Annotated in this window: 26 protein-coding genes, 1 other RNA gene and 3 pseudogenes; 14 read left to right on the top strand and 16 right to left on the bottom strand. The window is 27.5% G+C overall.

What is annotated here, in order from left to right:
- The 3 genes from KJQ97_RS02370 to bioD all read right to left on the bottom strand — a co-directional run.
- A partial coding sequence (locus KJQ97_RS02370; protein ID WP_214119832.1) for a hypothetical protein occupies positions 1–579 on the bottom strand: 579 nt, incomplete at its 3' end.
- A complete protein-coding gene (locus KJQ97_RS02365; RefSeq protein WP_250325842.1) occupies positions 576–1136 on the bottom strand; it encodes a LemA family protein in 561 nt (186 codons plus the stop codon). The genes KJQ97_RS02370 and KJQ97_RS02365, both read right to left, overlap by 4 nt.
- 2 nt (positions 1137–1138) lie before the next feature.
- Complete coding sequence (bioD, locus tag KJQ97_RS02360) at positions 1139–1735, bottom strand: dethiobiotin synthase (RefSeq protein ID WP_250325841.1); 597 nt, start codon at positions 1733–1735, stop codon at positions 1139–1141.
- Between the two features lie 53 nt (positions 1736–1788).
- Here bioD and KJQ97_RS02355 point away from each other — a divergent pair, with 53 nt between their 5' ends.
- The 10 genes and pseudogenes from KJQ97_RS02355 to KJQ97_RS10000 form a co-directional block, all read left to right on the top strand.
- Positions 1789–2625, top strand: coding sequence for a biotin synthase (locus tag KJQ97_RS02355; protein ID WP_214117065.1), 837 nt, complete (start codon positions 1789–1791; stop codon positions 2623–2625).
- 9 nt (positions 2626–2634) lie between these two features.
- A complete protein-coding gene (locus KJQ97_RS02350; protein WP_214119831.1) occupies positions 2635–3426 on the top strand; it encodes a TRM11 family SAM-dependent methyltransferase in 792 nt (263 codons plus the stop codon).
- 47 nt (positions 3427–3473) lie between these two features.
- Positions 3474–3704 (top strand): hypothetical protein, encoded by a 231-nt coding sequence (locus tag KJQ97_RS02345; RefSeq protein ID WP_214117070.1) that lies wholly within the window; start codon positions 3474–3476, stop codon positions 3702–3704.
- Positions 3701–4828 (top strand): EVE domain-containing protein, encoded by a 1128-nt coding sequence (locus KJQ97_RS02340; protein ID WP_214117072.1) that lies wholly within the window; start codon positions 3701–3703, stop codon positions 4826–4828. The genes KJQ97_RS02345 and KJQ97_RS02340 overlap by 4 nt, the downstream gene beginning before the upstream one ends.
- Positions 4825–5820 carry a DNA adenine methylase gene (locus KJQ97_RS02335; RefSeq protein WP_214119830.1) on the top strand — a complete coding sequence of 332 codons (996 nt, stop codon included), beginning with the start codon at positions 4825–4827 and terminating at the stop codon, positions 5818–5820. The genes KJQ97_RS02340 and KJQ97_RS02335 overlap by 4 nt, the downstream gene beginning before the upstream one ends.
- A 43-nt stretch (positions 5821–5863) precedes the next feature.
- Entirely contained in the window at positions 5864–6061 is a 198-nt protein-coding gene (locus tag KJQ97_RS02330) for a hypothetical protein (RefSeq protein WP_214119829.1), read from the top strand.
- A gap of 247 nt (positions 6062–6308) precedes the next feature.
- Positions 6309–7145 (top strand): annotated as a pseudogene (locus KJQ97_RS10015) (cache domain-containing protein); the annotation flags it as partial.
- Between the two features lie 57 nt (positions 7146–7202).
- Positions 7203–8003, top strand: coding sequence for a methyl-accepting chemotaxis protein (locus KJQ97_RS10010; RefSeq protein ID WP_442862431.1), 801 nt, complete (start codon positions 7203–7205; stop codon positions 8001–8003).
- 222 nt (positions 8004–8225) lie between these two features.
- A pseudogene (locus KJQ97_RS10005) lies at positions 8226–9056 on the top strand (cache domain-containing protein); the annotation flags it as partial.
- A gap of 354 nt (positions 9057–9410) precedes the next feature.
- A pseudogene (locus KJQ97_RS10000) lies at positions 9411–9914 on the top strand (methyl-accepting chemotaxis protein); the annotation flags it as partial.
- 5 nt (positions 9915–9919) lie between these two features.
- On the opposite strand, the gene KJQ97_RS02315 reads toward KJQ97_RS10000, so the two are convergent.
- Genes KJQ97_RS02315 through KJQ97_RS02305 form a run of 3 tightly spaced genes read right to left on the bottom strand, consistent with a single transcriptional unit; the run spans position 9920 to position 12274 of the window.
- Complete coding sequence (locus tag KJQ97_RS02315; protein ID WP_214119826.1) at positions 9920–10594, bottom strand: SAM-dependent methyltransferase; 675 nt, start codon at positions 10592–10594, stop codon at positions 9920–9922.
- Complete coding sequence (locus tag KJQ97_RS02310) at positions 10591–11178, bottom strand: pimeloyl-ACP methyl esterase BioG family protein (RefSeq protein ID WP_214119825.1); 588 nt, start codon at positions 11176–11178, stop codon at positions 10591–10593. Before KJQ97_RS02310 ends, KJQ97_RS02315 begins: the two co-directional genes overlap by 4 nt.
- The gene (locus tag KJQ97_RS02305) at positions 11168–12274 is read right to left on the bottom strand and encodes an aminotransferase class I/II-fold pyridoxal phosphate-dependent enzyme (RefSeq protein WP_250325840.1); all 1107 of its coding nucleotides are present in this window, start codon (positions 12272–12274) and stop codon (positions 11168–11170) included. The genes KJQ97_RS02310 and KJQ97_RS02305 overlap by 11 nt, the downstream gene beginning before the upstream one ends.
- A 48-nt stretch (positions 12275–12322) precedes the next feature.
- Here KJQ97_RS02305 and KJQ97_RS02300 point away from each other — a divergent pair, with 48 nt between their 5' ends.
- Positions 12323–13609 carry an adenosylmethionine--8-amino-7-oxononanoate transaminase gene (locus KJQ97_RS02300; protein WP_214119824.1) on the top strand — a complete coding sequence of 429 codons (1287 nt, stop codon included), beginning with the start codon at positions 12323–12325 and terminating at the stop codon, positions 13607–13609.
- A gap of 32 nt (positions 13610–13641) precedes the next feature.
- Here KJQ97_RS02300 and KJQ97_RS02295 read toward each other — a convergent pair whose 3' ends face one another.
- From KJQ97_RS02295 to KJQ97_RS02285, 3 genes are all read right to left on the bottom strand, one after another.
- Positions 13642–14721 (bottom strand): NAD(P)/FAD-dependent oxidoreductase, encoded by a 1080-nt coding sequence (locus KJQ97_RS02295; protein ID WP_214119823.1) that lies wholly within the window; start codon positions 14719–14721, stop codon positions 13642–13644.
- 94 nt (positions 14722–14815) lie between these two features.
- Positions 14816–15754, bottom strand: a complete 939-nt coding sequence (locus KJQ97_RS02290; protein ID WP_250325839.1) for a glycosyl transferase family 90 — start codon at positions 15752–15754, stop codon at positions 14816–14818.
- Between the two features lie 24 nt (positions 15755–15778).
- Positions 15779–17059, bottom strand: coding sequence for an aminotransferase class V-fold PLP-dependent enzyme (locus tag KJQ97_RS02285; RefSeq protein ID WP_214117095.1), 1281 nt, complete (start codon positions 17057–17059; stop codon positions 15779–15781).
- A gap of 128 nt (positions 17060–17187) precedes the next feature.
- Between KJQ97_RS02285 and KJQ97_RS02280 the strand changes: the two genes are divergently transcribed.
- Entirely contained in the window at positions 17188–17916 is a 729-nt protein-coding gene (locus tag KJQ97_RS02280; protein ID WP_214119822.1) for an ATP-binding protein, read from the top strand.
- Between the two features lies 1 nt (position 17917).
- On the opposite strand, the gene KJQ97_RS02275 is transcribed toward KJQ97_RS02280, so the two are convergent.
- A complete protein-coding gene (locus tag KJQ97_RS02275; RefSeq protein WP_214117099.1) occupies positions 17918–18283 on the bottom strand; it encodes a YbgC/FadM family acyl-CoA thioesterase in 366 nt (121 codons plus the stop codon).
- A gap of 9 nt (positions 18284–18292) precedes the next feature.
- An RNA gene (rnpB, locus tag KJQ97_RS02270) (RNase P RNA component class A) lies at positions 18293–18617 on the bottom strand.
- 53 nt (positions 18618–18670) lie between these two features.
- On the opposite strand from rnpB, the gene KJQ97_RS02265 reads away from it, so the two are divergent.
- Together KJQ97_RS02265 and KJQ97_RS02260 are read left to right on the top strand one after the other, a co-directional pair.
- Complete coding sequence (locus KJQ97_RS02265) at positions 18671–19420, top strand: histidine racemase CntK family protein (RefSeq protein WP_214119821.1); 750 nt, start codon at positions 18671–18673, stop codon at positions 19418–19420.
- A gap of 68 nt (positions 19421–19488) precedes the next feature.
- Positions 19489–20106, top strand: coding sequence for a hypothetical protein (locus KJQ97_RS02260; protein WP_214119820.1), 618 nt, complete (start codon positions 19489–19491; stop codon positions 20104–20106).
- A gap of 101 nt (positions 20107–20207) precedes the next feature.
- On the opposite strand, the gene KJQ97_RS02255 is transcribed toward KJQ97_RS02260, so the two are convergent.
- Genes KJQ97_RS02255 through alaS form a run of 5 tightly spaced genes read right to left on the bottom strand, consistent with a single transcriptional unit; the run spans position 20208 to position 25991 of the window.
- A complete protein-coding gene (locus KJQ97_RS02255) occupies positions 20208–20882 on the bottom strand; it encodes a hypothetical protein (protein WP_214119819.1) in 675 nt (224 codons plus the stop codon).
- On the bottom strand, positions 20836–21036 hold the full coding sequence (locus KJQ97_RS02250; protein ID WP_214119818.1) for a hypothetical protein: 201 nt from the start codon (positions 21034–21036) through the stop codon (positions 20836–20838). The genes KJQ97_RS02255 and KJQ97_RS02250 overlap by 47 nt, the downstream gene beginning before the upstream one ends.
- 9 nt (positions 21037–21045) lie before the next feature.
- On the bottom strand, positions 21046–22989 hold the full coding sequence (locus tag KJQ97_RS02245; protein WP_214119817.1) for a PBP1A family penicillin-binding protein: 1944 nt from the start codon (positions 22987–22989) through the stop codon (positions 21046–21048).
- Between the two features lie 9 nt (positions 22990–22998).
- Positions 22999–23457 (bottom strand): hypothetical protein, encoded by a 459-nt coding sequence (locus tag KJQ97_RS02240; protein WP_214117112.1) that lies wholly within the window; start codon positions 23455–23457, stop codon positions 22999–23001.
- Positions 23451–25991, bottom strand: a complete 2541-nt coding sequence (gene alaS / locus KJQ97_RS02235) for an alanine--tRNA ligase (protein ID WP_214119816.1) — start codon at positions 25989–25991, stop codon at positions 23451–23453. Before alaS ends, KJQ97_RS02240 begins: the two co-directional genes overlap by 7 nt.
- Positions 25992–26011 lie beyond the last annotated feature (20 nt).

Below are 26011 nucleotides of genomic sequence, written 5' to 3'. Positions count from 1 at the left end.
TTTAAAATCCTTAACCATATCACTAGGATATAAAATAAATTTTTTATTAAATTCTACATTATCACTCAAATAACTAATCTTTTGATTAAATAAAATTCCATTATTAAAATATAAAAATAACAATCTCCTATTAGCAAAAATACCAAAATTATTATGAATTTTTTTCTTAACCCTTATATAAGTTCCAAAAAAATCAATACTTAAATACTTAATCTTAACATCAAACATACCTATACTATCAACTTTTAAAAAAGAACAAAACAAAATATCTAAACCATTTTTTCTATAAGCATTAAAAATATAAGCCCTATCAGAAGCTATTAATGTATCTTTATATTTTTCCTTATCTTCAATCAAAACGAAATTATGTTTATAAAAAAACGGCAATACATATAAAAAAAGATTAAGAGTATAAATTAATAAAGCAAGTAATATTAAAGATACCGCTAAATATAAAAAATGACTAAAATGAATTAAATTCATATCCTTACTAATATAATAATCATCTATTGCTAAACATAATTTATAAAATGCAAAAACAACTAAAACTATAAAAATAAGTTTTAATGTTTTAATCATTTAAATAAATCTTTTACATTAGGATTGCTTTTAATTTCATCTTTTACTTCATAAAAATCAGCTTTTATAAAATTAAAAGCATTAGCTATTAAATTATTTGGAAAACTCTCGCAATAATTGTTATAACTTGTAACTGCCGAATTATAAGCTCTTCTAGCAGCACTAATTTGCTCTTCACAATCTTTTAAAGCACTTAAAAGATTATTAACACTTGAGTTTGCCTTTAAATCAGGGTAATTTTCAAGTTTTATATTTAAATTCCCTAAAGCTTTGCTTAGTTCGTTATTTAAAGCAAATTTTTCTTTAGTATTATTTGAATACATAGCATTTTCTCTAAGTTTTACAATATTTTCTAAAGTATCTTTTTCGTATTCAAAATAAGCTTTTATAGAAGCTATTAAATTAGGTATTAAATCATATCTTTGTTGAAGTTCAACATCAATACTTGAATAAGTATTTTTTACATCATTTCTTCTTGCTATTAAAGAATTATAAGTAAAAATAACCATAATAATTACTAAAAACAAAATAGCCAAAATCACATAAATTATTTCCAAAACTAACTCCTTAAATATTTTTCAATTTCATTTTTAAATTCTTGTATCTTTTCATCTATGTTAAACTCATCAAAATACTCTAAATGAGCTATATTTACGCCCGTATAATTATAAATAAACTCATCAAGTCTAGTATCAATCTCACCAATCATCACAACACAAACAATATCAAAACCATTATCTTGCAATGCTTTTATACTTAAAATCGTATGATTTATCATACCCAAATAATTCCTAGCAGCTAAAATTACTTTACGCTTATGTTTTTTCATAAAATCAATCATAGTTAAATTATCATCAATAGGACAAAAAAGACCCCCAGCTAATTCAATAATCATTTTATCATCATTAGGCAAGATTAAATCATTTATAGAATATTCAATATTATCAACCTTTTTTGCTATGTGTGGTGATGCAGGAGTATTTAAAAATATCCCTTCTTTATGAACTTTTACATTCTTTACAAAACGCCTTAAAATATCGCTATCTTTATTACAACCTGCTTGAACTATTTTAAAATAAGAATAATTAAAAGCTTTACACAAAGCAACACATAAATGAGTTTTACCAGCGTCAGTATGAATGCCACATATATACATTTTTATCCTTTTTAGTTAGAATAAATTGTATTTTAACAAGTAAAGGATATAAAATGAAAGAAATATTTTTATGTTCAATTTGCAATGTAAAAAGTGGAAATTGTAGCGAAGATTGTGCGTATTGCACCCAAAGTAAGCATTATAATACAAATATTAATGTATATGATTATAAGGATATTAATACTATTTTAAACGAAGCAAAAATAGCTAGTGAAGCTGGTGCTTTAGGATTTTGCCTTGTTACTTCTGGTCGTGGAATTGATAGTAAAAAGCTAGATTTTATTGCAAGAGCAGCAAGTGCTATTAAAGAAAGTGGCTTGCATTTACACCTAATTGGCTGCAATGGAAGAGCTAGTTATAAGGATTTAGTATTTTTAAAAGAGCATGGAATAGATAGTTATAATCACAACCTAGAAACCGCCAAAAGCAATTTTAAAAATATCTGCACTACTCATACTTATGAAGAAAGATATGAAACTAATCAAAACGCTATAAATGCTGGACTTGGCATTTGCTGTGGTGGGATTTTTGGCTTAGGCGAAAGTGATGAGCAAAGAGCTGAATTACTTGACGCTCTTGCGACTTTAAAGCCGCACACAAGTCCAATTAATTTTTATATAAAAAATGAAGCTTTAAAAATCAAGGCTAAAGAAATCACCAAAGAAGAAGCTATTAATATAATAAAACTTGCAAAAGAAAAACTACCAAATACAAGACTAATGGCTGCAGGTGGTAGAGAATTTGCATTTAAAGATGATTTTAAAGCTATGTTTGAAGCAGGGATAAACGCTATCGTGCTAGGAGATTATCTGACTACAAAAGGCGAAGAAAAACATAAAGATGTAGAACTCATCTTAAAAAGTGGCTATGAAGTAGCTAAGAGTTGCTAAAGTGTAATTATGAATTTTAATGATGTAGATTTAAGCAATTGGAAGAATGTAAATATTGATGTAAATAGCCTATGGCTTATACAAAATAGAGATAATTCTGGCAAACATAAAAATATATATCATGGCAATTTTATCCCACAAATTCCAAATCAGCTAATTAGGCGTTATACTAAAGAAAATGAGTTAGTAATAGACCCATTTTTTGGAAGTGGGACAACTTTATATGAATGTGAAAAACTAAATAGAAAATTTTTAGGAATTGATATTAACGAAAAAATGTATGAATATGTTTTAAATACTATGGGAAATGATTTTGATAATTTAAGATATAGCCTAATAAATTATGATAATACAAATGAAAATATAACTCATTTAATCCAAGAAAAATTACAAAATTTAAATTCAAAATCAGCACAATTTATAATATTTCATCCACCCTATTTAGATATTGTAAAATTTACAAATCACAACAACGACTTAAGTAATATAAGTGATTTAAAAACCTTTATAAAAACATTTTTAAAAACTTGCGAAAATACTTTGCAATTTTTAGATAAAAATAGATATTTTGCTTTAGTTATAGGAGATGTTTATAAAGAAAGTGAAGTAAAGCCTTTGGGATTTTTGCTTATGAATGAGATTAAAAAGCGCTTTAAAGTAAAATTAAAAGGAATTATCGTAAAAAACATAGAAGGAAATCGTGGTAAATTAGGAGTTAATTCTATTTGGCAATATCGTGCAATTAGAAGTGATTATTACATCTTTAAACATGAATATATTTTTGTATTCAAAAAAGAATAAGATATGTATTATACAATAACCGTTAAATAAATAATTAGGAGAGATATATGAGTAAAAAGCAAGATATTATTAATGTTTTAGACGATAAACAGTGGCACTGTGTTATATGTGATTTAAATCATATATCGAGTCAATCCGCTGCTATTGTAAGAGATTTGGCAGAACAAGGAGTTAAATTTTGCAATAGTGATCAAAATATGGTAAGACGGTATAAGAATGGAATATCTATGTTTTGTAGTAAATGTGAAAGAGTTACAACACATAGGAAATTAAAATGACAACACATGTATTGATTGTTAACGAGAGAACACTTAAATATCACTTAGAATTTCTTTTTATAGGAACTGGGGGTAATTTATCAACTATTGATTTTAATAATAACTCAAGTACCTATCTGCATCATTCTACAGAAAATAGTGTAATATCTATGATCGCTGATTTTTGTAGAATAAAGGAAGGCGATTTGGTGATTTTCTATCTTCAGCAATCACAAAATACAGGAGAAGGTAAATTTTATGGTGTATTTCAAGTTGCAAGTCAAGTATTTTTAGATAATGGCGGATCTAATCAATATTTATCAAGTGAACTAGGTAAATCGCTTATGTTAAGGTGTTTAATAAAACCATATTGTGTGTATCCATTAGGAGTAACAGAGTGGGAGGCGCTAGATTATATTACTCAATTGAAAAGACCTGATGAAATGATATGGAGCTTAATTTATAGAAAGCTTAAGGGAAATCGTGGTAATACGATGATCACTTTATATGAAAGTGATTATTTAATTAACTTAATTAAACAAAAAAATCAGAATTGGTTTTTAAACAACACGACTGGATATAGTTTTGATTGCAAGACACAAAGTATAATTTGTTCTAATACTAGTTATCAATATACAGGAAAACAAGAGTTAATCAATATATATCCTAGAATGTATAACAAATATTTAAACGACAAACAGTTTGAAACCCATTTACAAGCTTATATACTACAAAATATAGATATTGTTTTGGAGAAAATATTTCAATGCTCATACGAATTAGAATGGCTTGGAAATGAAGTTGGGTGCGGCGTTGGTATGCAAAGAATAGATATAATGATCTCTGTTATCGTAAATAATGAAAGGATAGTAATTCCTATCGAGCTAAAATCCCATGCTGTAAATCACAGCATACTTATACAAATGCAAAGATATGTAGATTGGTTAAATTGCTATTATTTAAGAGTAAATAAAACATGTAAAATTTTACCAGTTATTTTGTATAGAGATACAAATTATAACATTCAAAACGATCAATTATTTTTACAATATGAACAAGATTTTAATCAATATAATGGTTATACATGTTATCCTCTGAAGCATATTAAATTTAATTTTAAAAATAATGAGATAATTTTCGCGTGAATTACATAGGTTCAAAATTAAAATTATCAAGCTTTATTTTTGATGAAGTTAAAAACACTATCAAAATGGATTTAAAAGATTGCGTTTTTTGTGATTTATTTAGTGGGACAAGCATTGTAGCAAGAACTTTTAAGCCATACATAAAACAAGTCATTTCAAATGATATTGAGTTTTATAGCTTTGTATTAGCTAAAAATTACATTGGAAATAACTTTGATAAAAATAGAGCAGATTTACTTATCAAGGAGCTAAACCAAGTAATTTTAAAAACTTCGTTAAAAGGGTTTATTTATGATAATTATTCAGAATTTGCAAATAGACAATATTTCACAAACGAAAATGCTACCAAAATTGACACTGCTAGAATAACAATAGAAAAATGGCTTAAAAACTCATATATTAATAATCAAGAATATTATTTTTTACTAACATCTTTGCTTGAAAGTGCTGATAAATTAGCAAATACAGCATCAGTTTATGGTGCATTTTTAAAAAAAATTAAAAAAAGTGCCTTAAAGGATTTAGTTATAGAAAAAGCTGATTTTTTACCCACAAATCAAAACAATTTAGTATTTAATAAAAATGCAAATGAACTTATAAAGACAATAAAAGGAGATATTTTATACCTTGACCCACCTTATAATTCTCGTGAATATGGAGCTAATTATCATCTACTAAATACCATTGCAAAATATGATGAATTTATTCCAAAAGGTAAAACTGGGCTAAGAGATTATATTCGCTCAAATTGGTGTAAAAAAGCTAAAGTTTATGATGAATTAGAAGAGCTTATTAAAAATGCTAATTTTAAATATATTTTTTTGAGCTATAACGATGAAGGTTTATTGAGTTTTGATGATATTAAAAATATCTTTTCTAAATACGGGGAATATTCTTATATAAGCAAGGATTATCAAAGGTTTAAAGCAGATAGCAATAGAGTGCAAAAGCAAAATAATACTATAGAATATTTACATATTTTAAGTAGATAAACAATTACTAACACTAACGAAAATGGCGTGGTAGTTTAAGGTATTGTGGTATTTATCATTAAAGATTTTTAAATCATTTTTACTTAAAAACCACTATAAATCAAAGGCTAGCAAAGCTATGTTTGAAGCAGGGATAAACGCTATCGTGCTAGGAGATTATCTGACTACAAAAGGCGAAGAAAAACATAAAGATGTAAAACTCATCTTAAAAAGTGGCTATGAAGTAGCTAAGAGTTGCTAAAAATTTTATGGAATTTGAATTTTAATCCAAATTCCATAAATAATTTATATAAAAATTTTTATATTTTTTTTAAAAAATTAAAAATACTATTAAATTAATATTTATTTTATTTGTTACAACTTAAGATACCCCCCCCCATTGACACATATTAAAGCATTGCTAGATAGATATTTAAAGGCTTAAGAATAAAAAGTAAATTTTATGCTAATATAAGGAGCTTAATTTAGAAATTATTATCAATAGGAGAATGAGAATGAAAATATCTCAAAAATTAGCAATTATAATTGCTGTGTCTTTAGTGATTTTATGCTCTAGTATGATTTATTTATCAAATAGTGCGATGAAATCAATTAGTGATGATACTGATGTATCTATTGAAAAATTAGTCTTAGACGATGCTTTAAAAACTGCTCAAAGCGTTGTATATAGTGTAAATCATATGACAGACCAGTTATATTTAGATTTAAAAAGTAAAGGCATTAGTAAAGAAGTATCATACAATAACACCATAAAATACTTAAGCAATATGGATTTACATAATAAATTAGTGAATTTTTTCGCAATGGATGAAGATGGAACTTATATTGTCCATAAATTAAAAGAAAGCGTTGGAAACAACCATTATAATGATACAGATATCAATGGCAAATACTTTATTCAAGATTTAATAAAATCATCAGAAAATCCAGATGGTGGATATGTAAAAACCACATATATTGACCCAAAAACTAATACTAAAAAAAATGTATTAATATACGCTCAAAAAGATATAGGTATGGGGATAATTTATGCTTGTATAGTAGATTTAGATGAAAGTATGAAAGAAATTCAAAAAATTAACGATGATATGAACTCTCACATAAATGAATTTGGAATTAAATTCATAACATACGCAGTAATTATCGGGATAATAATACTTGCTATATTAATTTTCTTTGTATTATTTCAAATCTCTAAACCACTTAATTATCTTACAAGTAGAGCTACTGAATTAAGTAGTGGAGATGGAGATTTAACTCAAAAACTTCCTATAAATGGTAAAGATGAAATAGCAGCAACAAGTAAAGCCATTAATGATTTTATAGAAAAAGTTAGATTATTAATAGTAGATGCTAAAAATATAAGTAGCGAAAATGCTAGTGTGGCAAATGAGCTTTCTCAAAGTTCTTTAAATACAGGTCAAAGTGTTGAGCAAAGCTCAGTGATAGTAAGAGATGTAGCTAATAAAGGAGATAGTGCAAACTCTACTCTAGCAATCGGAGTTAAAGCTGCAGAAGATGGTAAAAACCAATTAGTAAATGCTCTAAAATATATAAATGATGTAAATAAATCTATTTCAGAATTAAATACAAAAATTATGCAAAGTGCGAATTTAGAAGCTGAAGTATCAGATAAGATAGTAAGACTTAGTCAAGATGCTGATAATGTTAAATCTATTTTAGAAATGATAAATGATGTAGCAGACCAAACCAATCTACTTGCACTAAACGCTGCAATTGAAGCAGCAAGAGCAGGAGAGCATGGGCGTGGGTTTGCCGTAGTAGCTGATGAAGTAAGAAAATTAGCAGAAAGAACCCAGCATTCATTAGTAGAAATTAACGCAACAATAAGTGTTATAACACAAGGTATAGAAGATGCAAGTGGTCAAATGAGCCTAAATGCAAAAAGCATTGGGGAACTGACAAAATTAGCTGATAATACTCAAAAAACTATGAACGATATGAATGAAGCTATGAATAATGTAATAGGAATTTCAAATCAAACCGTAGATGATTATATAATCACTAGCAAGGTTATGGATGATATATTATCAGGAGTTAATAATATCAATAAAATAACTCACGAAAACGCAAGAAGCGTAGAAGAAATAGCAGGAGCAGCAAATCATCTTAGCAACATTACAGAAAAATTAAACTCAAAACTAAATGAATTTAGAACTTGAGTAAATAAAGTAAGCATTTTTTGCTTACTTTTTAATATTAAAAATTTATTTATTTATTAAAATTTTAATAAATGACATTATTCATACATATTACAATTTAAGATACCCCCCCCCCATTGACACATATTTAACTACTATTGTATAGATATATAAAGTCTTAAGAATAAAAAATTAATTTTTTGATAATATTTTCATTGTAATAAAAATTATTAGGAGAGTAAAATGAAAATATCTCAAAAATTAGCAATTATAATTGCTGTGTCTTTAGTGATTTTATGCTCTAGTATGATTTATTTATCAAATAGTGCGATGAAATCAATTAGCGATGATACTGATGTATCTATTGAAAAATTAGTCTTAGATGATGCACAAAACACTGCTAAAAGTATTATTTATGCTATAAATCATATAACTGATAATATTTATACAGAAGCGATTTCAAAAGGTTTGGGTAAAAACGAAGCTTACCAAAATACGCTGATTTATTTAAAAGATATGGATTTGCATAATAAATTAGTAAATTTTTTTGCTATGGATGAAAAGGGAAATTATCTAGTTCATTATATCCAAGATAGAATAGGCAAAAACAACTATGATGCTCAAGGAAAAAATGGAGATTATTACATAAGAGATATTATTAAAGCTGCTCAAGATAAAGATGGTGGTTTTGTTAGGACAACTTTTTTTGATAAAGCTTTAGATAAAGAAAAAGAAGTTTTAATATACGCTCAAAAAGATACAGGTATGGGAATTATCTATGCTTGTAGCATAAGCTTAAGTGAAAGTATGCAAAAAATCAATACAATCAATAAAGGTATGAATGATAAAATCAGTAGTTTTGGAATTAAATTCATAACATACGCAGTAATTATTGGGATAATAATACTTGCTATATTAATTTTCTTTGTATTATTTCAAATATCTAAACCACTTAATTATCTTACAAGTAGAGCTACTGAATTAAGTAGTGGAGATGGAGATTTAACTCAAAAATTACCTGTAAATGGTAAAGATGAAATAGCAGCAACAAGTAAAGCCATTAATGATTTTATAGAAAAAGTTAGATTATTAATCGTAGATGCTAAAAATATAAGTAGCGAAAATGCTAGTGTAGCAAATGAGCTTTCTCAAAGTTCTTTAAATACAGGTCAAAGTGTTGAGCAAAGTGCTAATATTGTTGAAAATATAGCAAATAAAGGCGATACTACAAAACAAGCATTAGATAGTGGTGTAAATGCTGCTAGTAATGGTAAAGAAAAATTAGTTGATGCAATTACATACATTAATAATGTAAATAAATCTATTTCAGAATTAAATACAAAAATTATTCAAAGTGCAAATTTAGAATCAGAAGTATCAGATAAAATTATCAAACTTAGCCACGATGCTGATAATGTTAAATCTATTTTAGAAATAATTAACGATGTAGCAGACCAGACTAACTTACTTGCACTAAATGCTGCAATAGAAGCTGCAAGAGCAGGAGAGCATGGTAGAGGATTTGCCGTAGTAGCTGATGAAGTAAGAAGCCTAGCAGAAAGAACTCAAAAAAGCCTTAGTGAAATAAATGCAACAATAAGCGTTATAGTTCAAGGTATTAAAGATGCAAGCGAGCAAATGAGTATAAATGCTAAACAAATTAGCGATTTAACCCATCTTTCTGAAGATACACAAAAAATTATGAAAGATATGAATAATGCTATGAATATGGTTATTGAAATATCTAATAACACGGTAAATGATTACATAAATACTAGCAAAGCAATGGATGATATATTGCTAGGTATGGATAATATAAATCAAATAACTCACGAAAACGCAAGAAGCGTAGAAGAAATAGCAGGAGCAGCAAATCATCTTAGTAACATTACAGAAAAATTAAACTCAAAACTAAATGAATTTAGAACTTGAGTAAATCATTTGCTAGCACTAACGAAAATGGCGTGGTAGTTTAAGGTATTGTGATATTTATCATTAAAGATTTTTAAATCATTTTTACCTAAAAATACCCCGCTAAAGGCATTTACTCCACTAAGCTTTAAATGCCTAAAAAGCTCAATACTTGAGCTAAAATTTAGCTCATAATCTTTCTCAAAAATCTTTATATTTTTATAATACGGCTTTAAAATCTGCTCTATTTCATTAATATTTAAATACTCAAGCCCTACGCCAAAATGCTCATTAATTTGCCAAAGATTATTCACTCCAAAAGTGCTAAAAATTAGCTTAGAATTTGATTTAGAAATTTCATTTATTAATTTTGCTAAATCAAGCCACTGAAAACACGCATTTGAGATAACTAAATCAAAATCCATTTTAGCTAAAAATGAGTTTTCAAAATCTCTTAAATCGTGCTTTACGAAAATAAATTCCTTGCCATAATCACAGCTAAAATCATTAATATCCACGCAATAAAACTCACTAAATTCTATCTTTTTAGCTACCATTTTGCTAAACTCACCCCTATTTGAGCCAAGCTCAAGCACCCTATCAAAACGCCCATTTATTTCGCTAAGCAAAACTTCTCTCATATCATTTTGCACGATAGCATTTTTAAAATAAGTATCTTTTGCTCTTAAAAAACTTTTCATATTTCATCCCAGCTTAAAAACTCATCAAAGCAAAAATGAGAAGCATTGATTTTATTAATATTTTTAAAGCTTTTTAAAAGTGCATTTTGTGGGAAAATTTTATCATCATTTGATGAGTATGCCAAATCATAATCTTGCCAAATACAAGGCTTTTTAGAAATTTCTATAATACTTAAAAGCTCATCTTTAGGATTTTGATTAAATGCCTTATTTATCCCGCCACAATTATTTAAAAAGCTTTCTTTATCAAATCTTTTAGCCGTAATTTTAAAAAGCTTTTCGCTAATTCCAAACTCATCATCAATACCTTTTATAGTGCCATTTATCGCTATTTTTTGCACGATATTAAGCGAACTTAAATCGCACTTGCAAGACACCATAACACCCATTGAAAAAGCGATTAGTTTAATGCTTTTATAAGTTTTACAAATCTCTAAAAATCCTAAATCAAATTCCAAATAATCATAAACCATTAAAACATCATTTTTAGAAGCTAAATTATAAGCACTCGGTAAAAAGCCAAAACCACCAAAAAATAGCACTAAATCACTAGAATTATTTTTATGTAAAAACTCAAATTTCATAAAAAGCCTTAGCAAAATTATCTAAATCGCTAAAATCCATACTAGCATTTATTGATAGTCTTATTCCTGTATCTTTAGCAGCCACGGTTGGAGTTTTTATACTTGGAGCAAAAAAGCCTTTTTGCATAAGTTTTGCCGAGTAAAAATTAGCTTTTTCATTATCTCCTAAAACTATCATTTTTATATAACTAACGCCCTTTATTTTATCTTTTAGCAATTCATTTAAATATGAGCTAAGATTTTGTAAATGCTCTCTTAATTTATCAAAATTAGCTAATTTTGAAAACACAAAATGCGAATAAGCTACATTAATAGGCGGTAAAGCGGTTGAATAAATTAGCCCCCTAGCCTTGTTTATAAAAAAATCTTTTGCTTCTTTTGAGCAAATCATCGCAGCACCCATACTAGCAATGCTTTTACCAAATGTAAGAACTAAAAAATCAATGTCTTTTAAGTATCCAAGTCCAAGCCCATTAATGCCGAGTGAGCCAATACTATGTGCTTCATCAACATAAAGCATAATATTTTTATATTTTTTCTTAAGCTCTAAAAGCTTATCAAGTGGTGCAAAATCTGCATCCATACTATATAAACTCTCGCAAATTATTATGATTTTTTCATAACTTAAATTCGTTTGCAATAATTTTTCTAAATCATTTATATCATTGTGTTTAAAGCGTTTAAAATTAGAATGCTTTATGCCATCAATGATACTTGCATGAACTTTTTTATCAGCTAAAAAAAGCGTATTTTTTAAAGTAGCTAAAGCACTTAAACAACTATAATTTAGTAAAAACCCACTGCTAAATAAAAGCGCTTCATTTTTATATAAAGACGATAAGTATTCTTCAAACAAAAAGTATTCATCTCCACCGCCACCAAGACTTCTACTAGCACTTGAACTTAGGCTTTGATTTTTGTAAGTGTTTAAAAATTCTCGTTCAAGCTCACCGCTACTTGCAATTCCTAAATAATCATTACTAGCAAAATTAAGCAGTCTTTTATCATTAAAAATCACAAATTTACCATCATTTTTAAATCTTTTTAGTTCTCTAAAATTATTTTCTTTTTTTAATTCATTTAATAAGTTTTGCATTTTTATCCTTTATAATAATTTTAATTAAAATTTATAAAGGAGTTATAAATGCAAGAAGAATTAGTAAAACTTGATTTAGCACATATTTGGCACCCTTGCACACAAATGAAAGAGCACGAATTTGTGCCATTAATCCCTATAAAAAGGGCAAAAGGTGTGTATTTATATGATTTTAATGATAAATCATATATTGATTGCGTTAGCTCTTGGTGGGTAAATCTTTTCGGACATAGCAATGATTATATAAATAGTAAAATTCACGAGCAATTAAACACCTTAGAGCATATCATAATGGCTGGATTTTCTCACGAAAGCATTATAAGATTATCAAAAAGGCTTACTGATTTACTACCGACTAAGCTTAATAAATGCTTTTATGCTGATAATGGCTCAAGTGCTGTTGAAGTAGCACTTAAGATGAGTTTTCATAAAAATCTTTTGCAAGGAAAATTAAAAAGCAAATTTTTATCACTTAGTAATTCTTACCACGGAGAAACGATAGCTGCACTAAGCGTAAGCGATGTTGAACTTTATAAAAAGACTTATAAACCACTTTTGCTTGAATGCTTAAACACCCCTGCACCAAGTGGGCTAGATTATGAAAATGAATTAAAAGAGCTTGAAAAATTACTTGAAAAAGAGCATAAAAACATAAATGCCTTTATCCTTGAGCCTTTAATTCAGTGTGCAGGTTCAATGAATATGTATTCAGCTAAGTTTATCAAAAAGGCTTGTTGGTTAGCAAAATCTTATGATATTGATATAATTTTTGATGAAATTGCCGTTGGATTTGGAAGAAGCGGGACTATGTTTGCTTTAGAGCAGTGTGAAATTGTGCCTGATTTTTTATGCCTTAGCAAAGGGCTTAGCGGTGGGTATTTACCAATTAGTGTAGTAATTACAAATGATGAAATTTATAATGAATTTTATGCTCCATATAGCGAATACAAGGCGTTTTTGCATTCGCATAGCTATACAGGAAATGCACTTGCTTGTGCTGCTGCGAATGCAACTTTGGATATATTTACTAAAGATAATGTTATAAATCAAAATAAAATTAAAAGCGAGTATATAAACTCACTTTGGCAAGGATTTGCTGAATTTAAAAGTGTGCGAAATGTTAGGCATCAAGGAATGGTGTTTGCATTTGATATAGAGCATTTTAATCCTAGATTTGGGCTTGAAGTGTATCTAAAAGCACTTGAATATGGGTTGCTTTTAAGACCACTTGGCAATACGATTTATTTTATGCCACCTTATGTAATCAATAACGATGAGATAAATTATGTAATAAATAGTATAAAAGAGATTTTGAGATTTAAGAATTTGAAATGAGAATTTCAAATTCTTAAAATTGTTTTAATGTTTTACTTTAGAGTTTCACTCCATTCTATTTCGGTTAATTTTTTAAGACTTTTTGCCATAAAACCACTATAAGTTTTACCTAAAATAACGCCTATTGCATAGTCTTTTCCAACCGAGCAAATGCTACCTTTATCATTGTATTTAAAAGGTTCGTTAAACTCAATTCCTTCAAGTCTTGCATTTAGTCTTTTTGCTAGGTATTTTCCTTGCTTACAAGCAATTTGTGCAGTAGGTGCAAAATTTGAAACAATCGCTAAATCTCCTAAAACATAACAATTATCAAAATTAGGTGCCATTAAATATTCATTTACTAAAACTCTATTATTTTTGTGATTAAAGCCACTATTTGCAATTACTTCGCTACCCTTAACGCCAGCTGTAAAAATTATAGTTTTTGCTTTTATATAATTATTTTCATCGTTTAAAAATAATTTATCATCAACTTTTTTGATTATTTTATGAGAGCTTAGAACTTTTACGCCTAGATTTTCTAAATAATTTCTAGCTTTTTTAGCTAAATCTTTAGTATAAACAGGCAAAATCTCATCCATTGCTTCAACCAAATATAAATTAATGCTAATTCCTAGATTTTTGCAAGTTGTAGCGATTGAGCCACAAAGCTCTACCCCGCTAAGCCCCGCACCACAAATAATTACATTTTTATTCTCATAAAGCTCAAGATTTTTATAAAGTGTTTCAGCAGTTTTTAAAGCGTTTTTATAATTTATAATATTTAAGCATTCATCAAGTCCAGCAATGCCAAAAGTATTTACACTCGCACCAAGCCCAACATAAAGCTCATCATAATCATAATTTGCATTCTCACAAATAACCTTGTCATTTTCAATACTTTTTACATTATCGCAAATTAAGGTTATATCTTTAGGCAGTATGCTTTTTAGATTTATTACTATGTCTTTTTCGCTTTCTCTTGCTGCAATTTTATGTAGTTCTGTCGTTTTATAATGATAAGAATTATTGTTTATTAGTATAAATTCTGCTTTTCTTAGATTTTTCTTTTTTATCTTTTTAATTAGACTTAAATTTGCATACCCAGCACCTAAAAATACAATCTTTCTCATAAACCCTCCTTTAAAAATATTTAATAAATATTAAATTATTTTTACTTTAATTCATATTAAATATTAATAGAGTTTAAAATAAAATTTATATATTTTAAATTCCATCAAATAATTCAATTACAAAATTATCTAATTTAATTTGATTTGAATAATAAAAATACTTCGCTAAAACCAAAATACCAAGCAACTCTTCTATATTAGGATTTAAAAATTGTTGTATATATTCATTTTGATTTTTAATAATTTTTTTTACTAATTTATCATTAGTTAAAGCATTATCCATTACATCTAAAATGTCGCTAAAATCATCTTTAATTAATAAAAAATGCTCGTTAGGAATTAATTTTCCTTCCATAAACCAAGTTTCATATTTTAATCTTGGAGTAATTGCGATAGAATTTGAACTCATTATCCATTTAAGATTTGTAGCAACATCCCAACCTTCAAGAGAGATTATAAATTTATATTTAAGCTGCTCTTCCTTGCTTAAATAACCTGACCTATTTTTCTTATTTACATTACCTAGATTTAGTCTTTTACAATCTTTAAATTTATTAATAAAATCTATTCTATTTTGCTGAACACAAGCACCCCTAAAAACAGCCAAATCCACTTTATCTTTAAAATCATTTTTATCATTTAAAAAACAAAAATGTCTTCTGCTATCAAGCTTTAAAATCACATTTTTACTATCAATTGGTCTTGATTTTGTTATGGTATTTAAAAACTCGCTAGAACAATCATAAAAGAATTTATTTATCTTTAAATCTTTATGAAAATATTTGCTAACCTTGTAAAAATCAAAAGAATATGAAGTATTTTTTAATAAGTTTTCGCCTAATTTAGAATGCTCTACATTTTCTATCTTTTTTAGCTCAAAAAAATCATTAATTTTATTGTAATAATTCAATCTATTTTTTATATGTAAAATCTCATCATTTTTTAACTTTTTTAAAGCATTTAATTTTGAAATTAATTGCATATTAAAAAACACTCTTGGAATACTTAAAGCACCAAGTCCTTTTAAATTCATAATTACTTTGCTAATAAATATTCCTTATTTTAAATTCTTATTTAGCTTTTCTATGCTTTTGCAAAGTGCGTTAATCAAATAATCAATATCGCTTAATTCGTGAGTATAATGCAAACTTATTCTTAAAAATCCAGGCTTAGCATTGAAATTTTGATTATCCACATAATTTAATAAATCATGCGCATAAGGACCAGCACAAGCACACCCAGCACGAGTTTCTATCCCATAATCATCGCTTAAGACCCTAGCTAAATCATAAGGGCTAACGCCTGTAGAATTTAGTGAAAATATAGGCAATCTATCCTTAATATTTGCAGCGTATAGTGTGATTTTGTATTTAAATTGCACTTTTTTAATTGCGTTTAAAAAATATTCTTTTAAGATATTTTCCTTTTCTTTAATCACTCCAAGCCCTATTTCATCTCTAAGTCTAAAAGCTAATTCACTTTTAATAACTTGTAAAATCGCAGGAGTTCCACCCTCTTCAAGGCTTTCAGCATCGTCTAAAAACTCATAATTACTCCTACTAACATAGCCAACCGTCCCACCAGCTGCAAATGTAGGAATTTTGCCAATAAGCTCATTTTTAATAGCTAAAAATCCACTCGTGCCAACTCCACCTAGCATTTTATGTCCTGAAAAAAACAAAGCATCAAACGGAATTTCAATATTTTCATAAGGTATAGCCGAACTTGCATCAATTGCTAAAATCGCTTTATATTTTTTCGCAATTTCGCTGATTTTTGTAAGGTTTGCTCTAACTCCTGTGATATTGCTAACGGCATTAAAACTCATTATTATTTTTCTATTAGCGTTCTTTTTGCAAATTCTTTCAAGCTCGTATAAATCACTATTAAAATCCCTATGATTTAGCCTAATGCACTCGCATAAACCTTCTTTAAAACTAAGCTCATTTGAATGGTGTTCAATAGCACTAACAATTACTAAAGGCAAAGTATTTTTAGCAATATCATTAAAATAACGCTGTTTAATAAGCGGTGGAACGTATATTCCTAGTAATTCTTGAAATTTTTTAATAGCCGCAGTTGAGCCGCTCCCACAAGCAATCAAGCTATAATTAGAATTTAATCCTAAGCTTTTTTTGATATAGCTTTTTGCGTCTTTATAGTATTTACTTGTTATTTTTGAATTTTTTGCACTATCTGAATGAGTGTTGGCGTATGTTTTTAAAATATTTTGCATTTTTAATTCAATTGATTTTAGTGCTAAAGCACTTGCTGTGTAATCAAAATATTTTGTATTTTCATCTAAAATTATGTCGCTTTTTAGCTCACTAATTTGCATTTTTGCCCTTTGTAAAAATAATTAAAGTAAAATTAGCACAAAAAAATTAAGGGGTAGTTATAGAATTTTTAGACTTTATTAAAAGATATCCGCATTTTTATTTAGACGAAGCGTTAGACTTTTATTCTGTGTTTGGAGATAAGAGTTTTAAACCTAGTTTAAATGATATTAATTATTATATAAACGAGCTAGTAAATACATATAATCCTTACGAATTTGAAATAAATGAAAGCGAATGCAAGGCACTAATTCACTACGCTAGAAAATCTCGCTTGGAGTTTTCTATCAACAAATACGGCTCAAGATTTAAAGCTAGAAATAGCTTTCATTCCTTGATTAATCGTGGTTTTTTAAGACTTGAATTAAATAATGATTTATTGAGTTTTAAGAGATTTTATCCACAAAATAAAGTTATTTTTAATTCTAATTACACTAGATTTTATTTTTATTTTTTAAAAGCAATGGAAAAAATCATTTTAAAAGATAAAGAATTAGCCTTAAAATTAATTAATGAGAAATTTTATGAATATCAGTCGTTTATTTACGAGCAAATTGCTTGTGAGTGGTGCGAGAAGAGATTTAATATAAAAGGCATTAAGAGTATTTGGGGCAAAGATTATGAATGTGATATTTTTTATGATAATTACGAAATATCTTTATTGGGCGAAGTGAAATTTAATGGCAAAAAAATGTGTATTAGCTCGTATTCAAAACTCATTCAAAAGGCTAGATATTTAGGGTTTGAGCCTGATTATTTTATACTTTTTAGCAAAAACGGCTTTAGCAAAAAACTTCTAGCTTTAAATGATAAAAGACTAATATTAGCTAATCACGAAAATTTTAAAGAATTTATATAAATTATTTACTCAAATATTCTTTTAATTCTTCGCTAATTGGGGATAGTTTGCCATCTTTTATATGAACTAATTTTATAAAAGCTTCAAAAATAGCTTTATCATCTTTATAAATTATTTGCTTTAATTCTAAACAATATTTATCAAATCCTACAAGAATATTTTTAACTTCTAAAATATCTCCTAATTTAGCAGGTGCTTTATAAATAGCCTTAATTTCTCTTAATGCAAAAGGATTTTCTTTTAATAAATCTTTTCCCTCATTAGCGAAAAACCATTCGCTCCTAGCTCTTTCACAATATTTTAAATAATTTGTATGATAGACAATCCCCATACAATCAGTATCTTCATAATAAACTCTAATTTGCATCCTAATCCTTAAAAGAGTATGGCTATAAGCCGGGTTTTGTCTTGGATAATCATTTATCTACTTACTATTTCACAATAGCACTCTAGCGAAGGGTTTAAAATATAAGATAAAAACCACCCCTTCTTGCTGCAGGTTGGGTTTATAAGCTGAATTGCTTTTACTCGCATAATCACTGGTGGGCCCTTACCCCGCCGTTTCACCTTTACCTAAAATTAGGAAGTTTATTTTCTGTTACACTTTCCCTTAGATTGCTCTAGCCATCTGTTAGATGGAACCTCATCTTATTGCAGCCCGGACTTTCCTCTTAATTAAAAGCGATTATCCACCATACTCTTACGCCATTTTAACTAAGCTTGTTTAAGATAAAGAAAATTAAAGGAGTAAAAAATGTATAAATATAATTTATATTATCCAGCGGGAAATACTACAGCTTTGGTTATTGGCATTAATAACTTAGATTTTAAAAGTATAAATAATGAGATTTTAGCTAAGCATAAAGATGTTGAACAAGTTGGCTTTGTGCAAGATTATGAATTAAAAATGGCAGGTGGAGAGATTTGTTTTAATGCTTTAAGATGTGCGGGAAAGTATTTTTTAGATACTAATAATTTAAAAACTACAACAATTAAACTAAATGATAAAGATTATTTATGCGGTATTAGTAATAGTGATTTTATAAAAGATAATAATATTCAAAAACTATATAAAGAAGATATTTTTTTTTATTTAAGATTTAAAAATGAATATAAATTAAATAAGCTTGATGATGATATATATTATGTAGATTTAGGAGATATTTTTCATATTATTTATACGAAAAAATTAGATTTATCTAAAATTAATTTAAAAGAATTTGCATATTCATATTTAAAAGATAATGATTTTTTAGACAAAAAAGCAAGTGCTTTTATGTATTTACAAGATGATTGTCTTGAGCCTATTGTCTGGGTAAGAGATATTAAGACTTTATTTTATGAGAGCGCTTGTGGGAGTGGGAGTTTTGCTAGTTATTTATATTGTAATGAAGTTTTAGGTAAAAATTATTTAGCACTAAAACAACCTTCAAATGAGTATTTGTTTTTAAGAGAAGTTGATGGCTTTATAGAAATTAGCTCAATTATTAAAGATATTTTGTAAATTAATATCATATTAACATATATTTTATATATCAATTTAATAACAAATATCAAATCTAAAGGATAAAAATGTTTAAAAATATATTTTTAAAAACTCTTTTAAATATATTTTTATTAAATTATAATGTAAGTTTAAGCACAGCAGATTTTTTTAAATTTTGGGGCATTTTACTTTTAATTTTAAGCTCTTATATATTTTTTGGTTTTTTAATGTTTAAAATGGGAGTAATTAAAAGTATTTTTACTTTTCAAGCATATTTTATAGATATATTGATACTACCATTTTTTAGCATATTATTTTTAAGTCTTATTTATAAGGCAAATTCTTGCAAATCTTGGTTATTTTATGCTGGTTTATTTTTGATACCTTTATTTGTTTTACTTGTATTTTTTGGGGTATTTTATATAATATTAATATTTATTTTATATGTTATTATTATGATTTTTAATATAAATTCTACAAATCTTAATATAAAATTAAATAAAAAATCTTTAATTTTTAGGCTTTTAGCCATTTGTTTTTTAATTTTTATAGCATTTATATTCCCGCCTGATATAAAATTTATAAAATATGGATACGGAATTGATTATATTAGTTTTTTAACTTTTTTAAATTTTGCATTTTTAATCCCTAGTTTTGCTACTATTTTGATATATTTTCTTAAAAATTATAAAAGTTTAAAATAAGTGAATAATTTAATATTTCAACTTTATAAAATATAGCTATATATTTGATAGTAATATATAATTAAATCCTAGATTTTAAATTGAATTAGAATTTAAAATACTTAGGAATTAAAATAACTTAAAATTTTTTCTTTGTTTAAAATAAATTCTTTATCAATCTCTGTCATTTTTAATTGTGAAAAATCAAATTCATCATAAGGAATTAAATTATCTTTAGTTGCTAAATGAATACGAGATTTTTTCATTAACGGAAAATGAAGACTTATTATATTTTCTGCTTTTTTCCATTTATTTAAAGAATACAAAGACTCATAACCTTGATTATAATCCATATAAAAATGGGTATACTTATCTTTGTTTAATACCCAATGATCATCTCCTACTTTATAAAAATTCTTTAAAAAATATAATTTACCATCACTATAATGCATATTAAGAGCAGGCAAATAAATACTATCAATAATGTTTTTTGGCTGTAACAAGGCTTTACTTAATGCAATCTCATTATAAATATGGTCACAATCAATTTTAATCAACCAATTATTAAGTGGAATTTTATTAAGCACAAAATTATAATAAGTATCAAGTCTAAATTCTTTTGATATTTTTTGTTTATATTTTTCTTTCCCTGCAGGAATTACTTTGTAAGGATACTCTAAAGGAGTAAAATTTGGATTATTTTTACAAAATTGTTTAATTACTTCACTAGTTCCATCGTCTTTACCAAATTCATCTAAGTGATAGCCTAGAATTCCTCTTGTAATACCCCCCCCCAACTATTGTATTTAAGGTAATATTAATAGTTTCTATTTCATTATATGCTCTTATAAAAGCCCAAGGATTTATATCCTTTGGCTTTGGTTCAAATAATGATAAAAATTCATGCTTTCTTTTTAAGCAACTTCTTATATGTTTATTATAAATATTCATTTAATCTCCTTAAAACATTAATCCATCTTCTTCTTGTTGTTTTAATATGTCATTTCTACTTGCTTTTGGTAAAGGTGACTTATCTGTATAAAACCAAGTTTTACCATCAATCACTCTTTTATAAACGCCTTTTGGTATATCAAAAGTTCTTTTAATATTTGGATTTTCTGCTAAATATTTTTGCATAAAATATCTAAATACAGGAGCAGCCGTTCTAGCACCACCTTCATAATATTTCATAGGCTTATTATTATCATTACCATACCAAGTTATTACTTGAATACTAGGCGTAAAACCTACAAACCAAGCATCTATACTTTTATTTGATGTCCCTGTTTTTCCAGCTACTTCAAGTCCTGCAATTCTTGCTGCACCACCAGTTCCGGCTGCAACAACATTTTTCATCATATCAATCATTAAATAAGCTTGTTCAGGTTTTACAAATTCTTCTGCTTCTTTGGTTTTTAACTCAATTTCATTACCAAATTTATCAGTAACTTTTGTAATCAATCTAATAGGTTGTTTTGTTCCATAATTTGAAATAATGCTATAAAGTTCAGCGTAATTATAAGGACTAACCCCAAAAGAACCTAATCCTATTGATAAATCTTGTGGAACATTTGTAAAACCAAATTTAGTAATTGTTTGATGAACAAAACTAAGGCTAGTATCAAGTAATAAGTTAATTGTAGCTAGGTTTCTACTTTTTGTAAGTGCTTCTTTAAGAGTGATTAAACCATTAAAATCTTTTCCATAATTTTTAGGCTTCCAAATCATTTTCTTACCCTGTGCATCACGAGTTTCAAATACTCTTGCAATATCAGCAATCTCGCTAGCAGGTGAATAGCCAAGATTTAAAGCTGTAAGATATACAAATGGCTTAAAGCTTGAACCCACTTGACGATTACTCATAGTAGCACGATTAAAATTACTTTTATAATAATCAACCCCACCAACTAAAGCTAAAATATCCCCACTACTAGGCTCTGTAACTATCATAGCTCCATTGATTTGGTTTAAATCTATATCTTTATCTCTTTTAATAAGTTCATCATATCCAAACTTAATAGCTTCTTCAGCTATTTTTTGAGTATTCAAATCAACACTAAGTTCAACTCTATAACCACCTGTTTTAATGTCTTCAATTCCCATAGCTTGTAATTGTCTAATAGCTTCATCTATTACATAAGGAGCTTTATTTTGAGTTAAACTCTCATCATAAACAATTGGTTTTAAAGCTACATTTTGTTTATATTCAGCTTCACTAATCCAGCCTAAATCATACATTCTTTTTAAAACTGCATTAGCTCTTGAAAGCGATAAATCAATTCTTTTTGTAGGATCATATGTGCTAGGAGCTTTTGGTAAGCCAACTAGCATAGCCATTTCTTTAAGGCTAAGTTCGTTTAATTCCTTATGAAAATACCCAGCAGCAGCTGTTTTAATCCCATAATATCCATGCCCTAAAAATATAAAGTTTAAATATCTTTCTAATATTTGTTCTTTTGTTAGATTTTTTTCAATTTCATAACTAATTATTGCTTCATTTATTTTTCTTTTAATACTTTTTTCACTTGTTAAATAATGATTTTTCACAAGTTGTTGAGTAAGAGTTGAAGCACCTTCTGCTAAGCGACCTTTTTGAATATCTTTAATAATTGCTCTAAAAATAGCATCAATATTAATTCCTTCGTGTTCAAAAAAACTCGTATCTTCAATGGCAATTAATGCTTCAATTAGTCTTGGTGGAATTTCTTCAAATCTAGCATAAGCTCTATTTTCGTTAAAAACATTTGCAAGTAAAGTGCCATTTCTATCATAAAATTGAGTTGTAAGGTCTAAATCAAATTCCTTATAATCAATATCTTTATTTTCAACAACATTTAAAAAATATCCTAAAACAACACAGCCTAAAATTCCACAAACAGCTATAAAATAAATAATGTATTTCAAAAAATCTCCTTAAATCATAGTGCTAATGAGTAAAGCAAATAGCACACCAATACAAGAAATCAAAATATTTAACGGGATAAAATAATAAACAATTAAAGCTATTTTTTCATTACAAACCAATAATTTATTTTCTTTTTCTTTCTCACATAAAATAAATTGATAATAAATATATAATAAATTTAAAGTAGCAAAAGCATAAAGCGACCATTGCGTAGATGCTAAAGTATTAAACAATGGGTCAGAACTATTATTAATCATTACATATATAGCACTAAAAGCCATAACAGCCATTAAAACAAAAAACGCATAAAGCTGCTTTTTTAATATCCTTAGTGCTTTTTGTAAATTCTCTTCATCTTCACATAAATAAAAACCAGCATTTGCTCTAATGCCTAAATGAAGACCAATAAAGCAAATACCGGCTAATAAATGTATATAAGGTAAAACTAAGCTATCAAGCCCTAGCATATTACCTTCTTGATTTCATCTTTTGCTAAAGCTAAAGCTTCGTTGATTTTACTAATATCTTTTGCACCAGCAGTAGCAAAATCATCTCTACCGCCGCCATTTCCGCCTAAAAATTGAGCTACAATCTTAGCTAAATTTCCTGCTTTAACGCTAGTATTTTTTGAGCCAACCGCAATGCTTACTTTATCGTCTTTGCAAGCGATTAAAACAATGACAGCTTTATCAAATTTATTTTTAAACTCATCTATACTAGCTTTAATATCAAGCCCGTTATATTCACTAACGCAAACATTAATGCCGTTAATAATCTCACTATTTAAATTATTAGCACCATTTTTTAAAGCGTCTTTTAGTTCTTTTATTTCATTTTTTAAATTCTCAAAACTCTTTAAAATATCATTTGTTTTTAGACTTTTTTTGATATTTTCAAATTCCGCAATCAAATTCCTTGAGTATTCTTTAGCAGCCTTACTTGCTATTGCTTCAATTCTTCTAACACCAGCACTTACTCCGCTTTCTTTTAATATTATAAAATCGCCAATTACTGAAGTATTGCTAACATGAGTTCCACCACAAAGCTCAATACTATCTCCTAAAGTTAATACCCTTACTTTATCGCCATATTTTGTATCAAAAAGCGCCATTGCACCGCATTTTTTTGCACTTTCAATATCAGTTATTTGAATATTTGAATTTGTAGCTTTATAAATCATATCATTTACAATATCACTAATTTGCTTTAGCTCATCTTCGTTTAATGCACGGGTAAAATTAAAATCAAATCTAATTCTATTGTAATCTACAAATGAACCTGCTTGAGTTGCATTTTCTCCTAAAACCTTTCTTAATGCATAATGAAGCAAGTGAGTAGCACTATGATGTCTTGCGATTTCTGCTCTTCTTTCGGTATCAATTTTGATTAATAATTCATCATTTACATTAAAATCACCTAGAATTTCAACTAAAGCTAAATTAATATCAAAAAATTTCTCAACTTCAAGCACATTTGCAACTAATTTATCATTTTTATAAATACTACCTAAATCGTAATTTTGCCCACCACTTGTTGCATAAAGTGGAGTTTTATCAAACATTAGCCAAGCTTTTTTGCTTTTAATTCCAATTTTAAATTCTTCATCTAAAGCAGCTAATAATTTTGCTTTAATTTCAGTGTTTTCATATCCAACGAACTCATTTAGACCGAATTTATCTAATAATTCTTTAAAATCTCCGTGAGTTGCTTTATCCCCACTACCTTTCCAATTTGCTTTAGCTAATTCTCTTTGCTTAGCCATTAGTTCATTGAATTTGTCTTCATCAATTTTAAGATTTTTTTCTCTTAACATATCAAGAGTTAAATCAAGTGGAAAGCCATAAGTATCATATAATTTAAACGCAACTTCTCCACTAAAAATATCTTTAGTATTGTTTAATTCATCATTAAAGATTTGCATACCTTTTTCAATAGTATTTAAAAATCTCTCTTCTTCGCTTAATAATTGCTCTTTTACAAAAGATTTTTTCTCGTTTAAATATGTATAATGCTCTCCCATTAATTCACAAACAATATCTACTAATTTATACATAAATGCACTTTTAAATCCTAATAAATATCCGTGTCTTAAAGCTCTTCTTACGATACGGCGTAAAACATATCCACGCCCTTCTTTGTCAAATGTTACGCCTTGAGCTAGTAAGAATGTAGCTGAACGAATATGATCAGCAATTACTCTAAAGCTAGCACCACTTTTATATTCATATTTTAAGTTTGCTAAACTTGCGATTTTTTCAATTATTGGCATAAATAATGAGCTATCAAAATTGCTAAATTTACCTTCTTTAATAGCACTTACACGCTCAAGCCCCATACCCGTATCAATGCTAGGTTTTGGTAGTTTTGTCATAGTTCCATCAGGGTGTTTTTCAAACTGCATAAAAACTAAATTCCAAATCTCAAGGAATCTATCTCCATCTCCACCCATATAATCTTCATCGCTTTTAAAATTTTCTTCACCTTGGTCGTAAAAAATCTCACTACAAGGACCACATGGGCCAGTATCACCCATTTGCCAGAAATTATCTTTATCTCCAAATTTATAAATGCGTTCTTTTGCAATATGTTTTTGCCACATATTATAAGCTTCATCATCGTTTTCATGAACAGTTACATAAAGCCTATCTTTAGGTAATTTTATAATCTCAGTTACAAATTCCCAAGCATAAGCAATAGCTTGTTCTTTAAAATAATCACCAAAAGAGAAATTTCCTAACATTTCAAAAAATGTATGATGTCTTGCAGTATAACCAACATTATCTAAGTCATTGTGCTTTCCACCTGCACGAATACAAGTTTGACAGCTTGTTTTTCTAGGTGGATTTGGGCTTGGCACTTCACCTGTAAAAATACTCTTAAAAGGAACCATTCCTGCATTTGCAAAAAGCAAAGTCGCATCATCAGGCACAAGTGGGCTTGATGGGGTAATTTCATGACCTTTACTAGCAAAAAACTCTAAAAATTCTTTTCTTATATCCATTTTTATATCCTTGAAAATTT

It is taken from the genome of Campylobacter sp. 2018MI01 (assembly GCF_018501205.1).
Taxonomy (GTDB): Bacteria; Campylobacterota; Campylobacteria; order Campylobacterales; family Campylobacteraceae; genus Campylobacter_E.
This window is presented reverse-complemented; position numbering and strand designations above follow the sequence as displayed.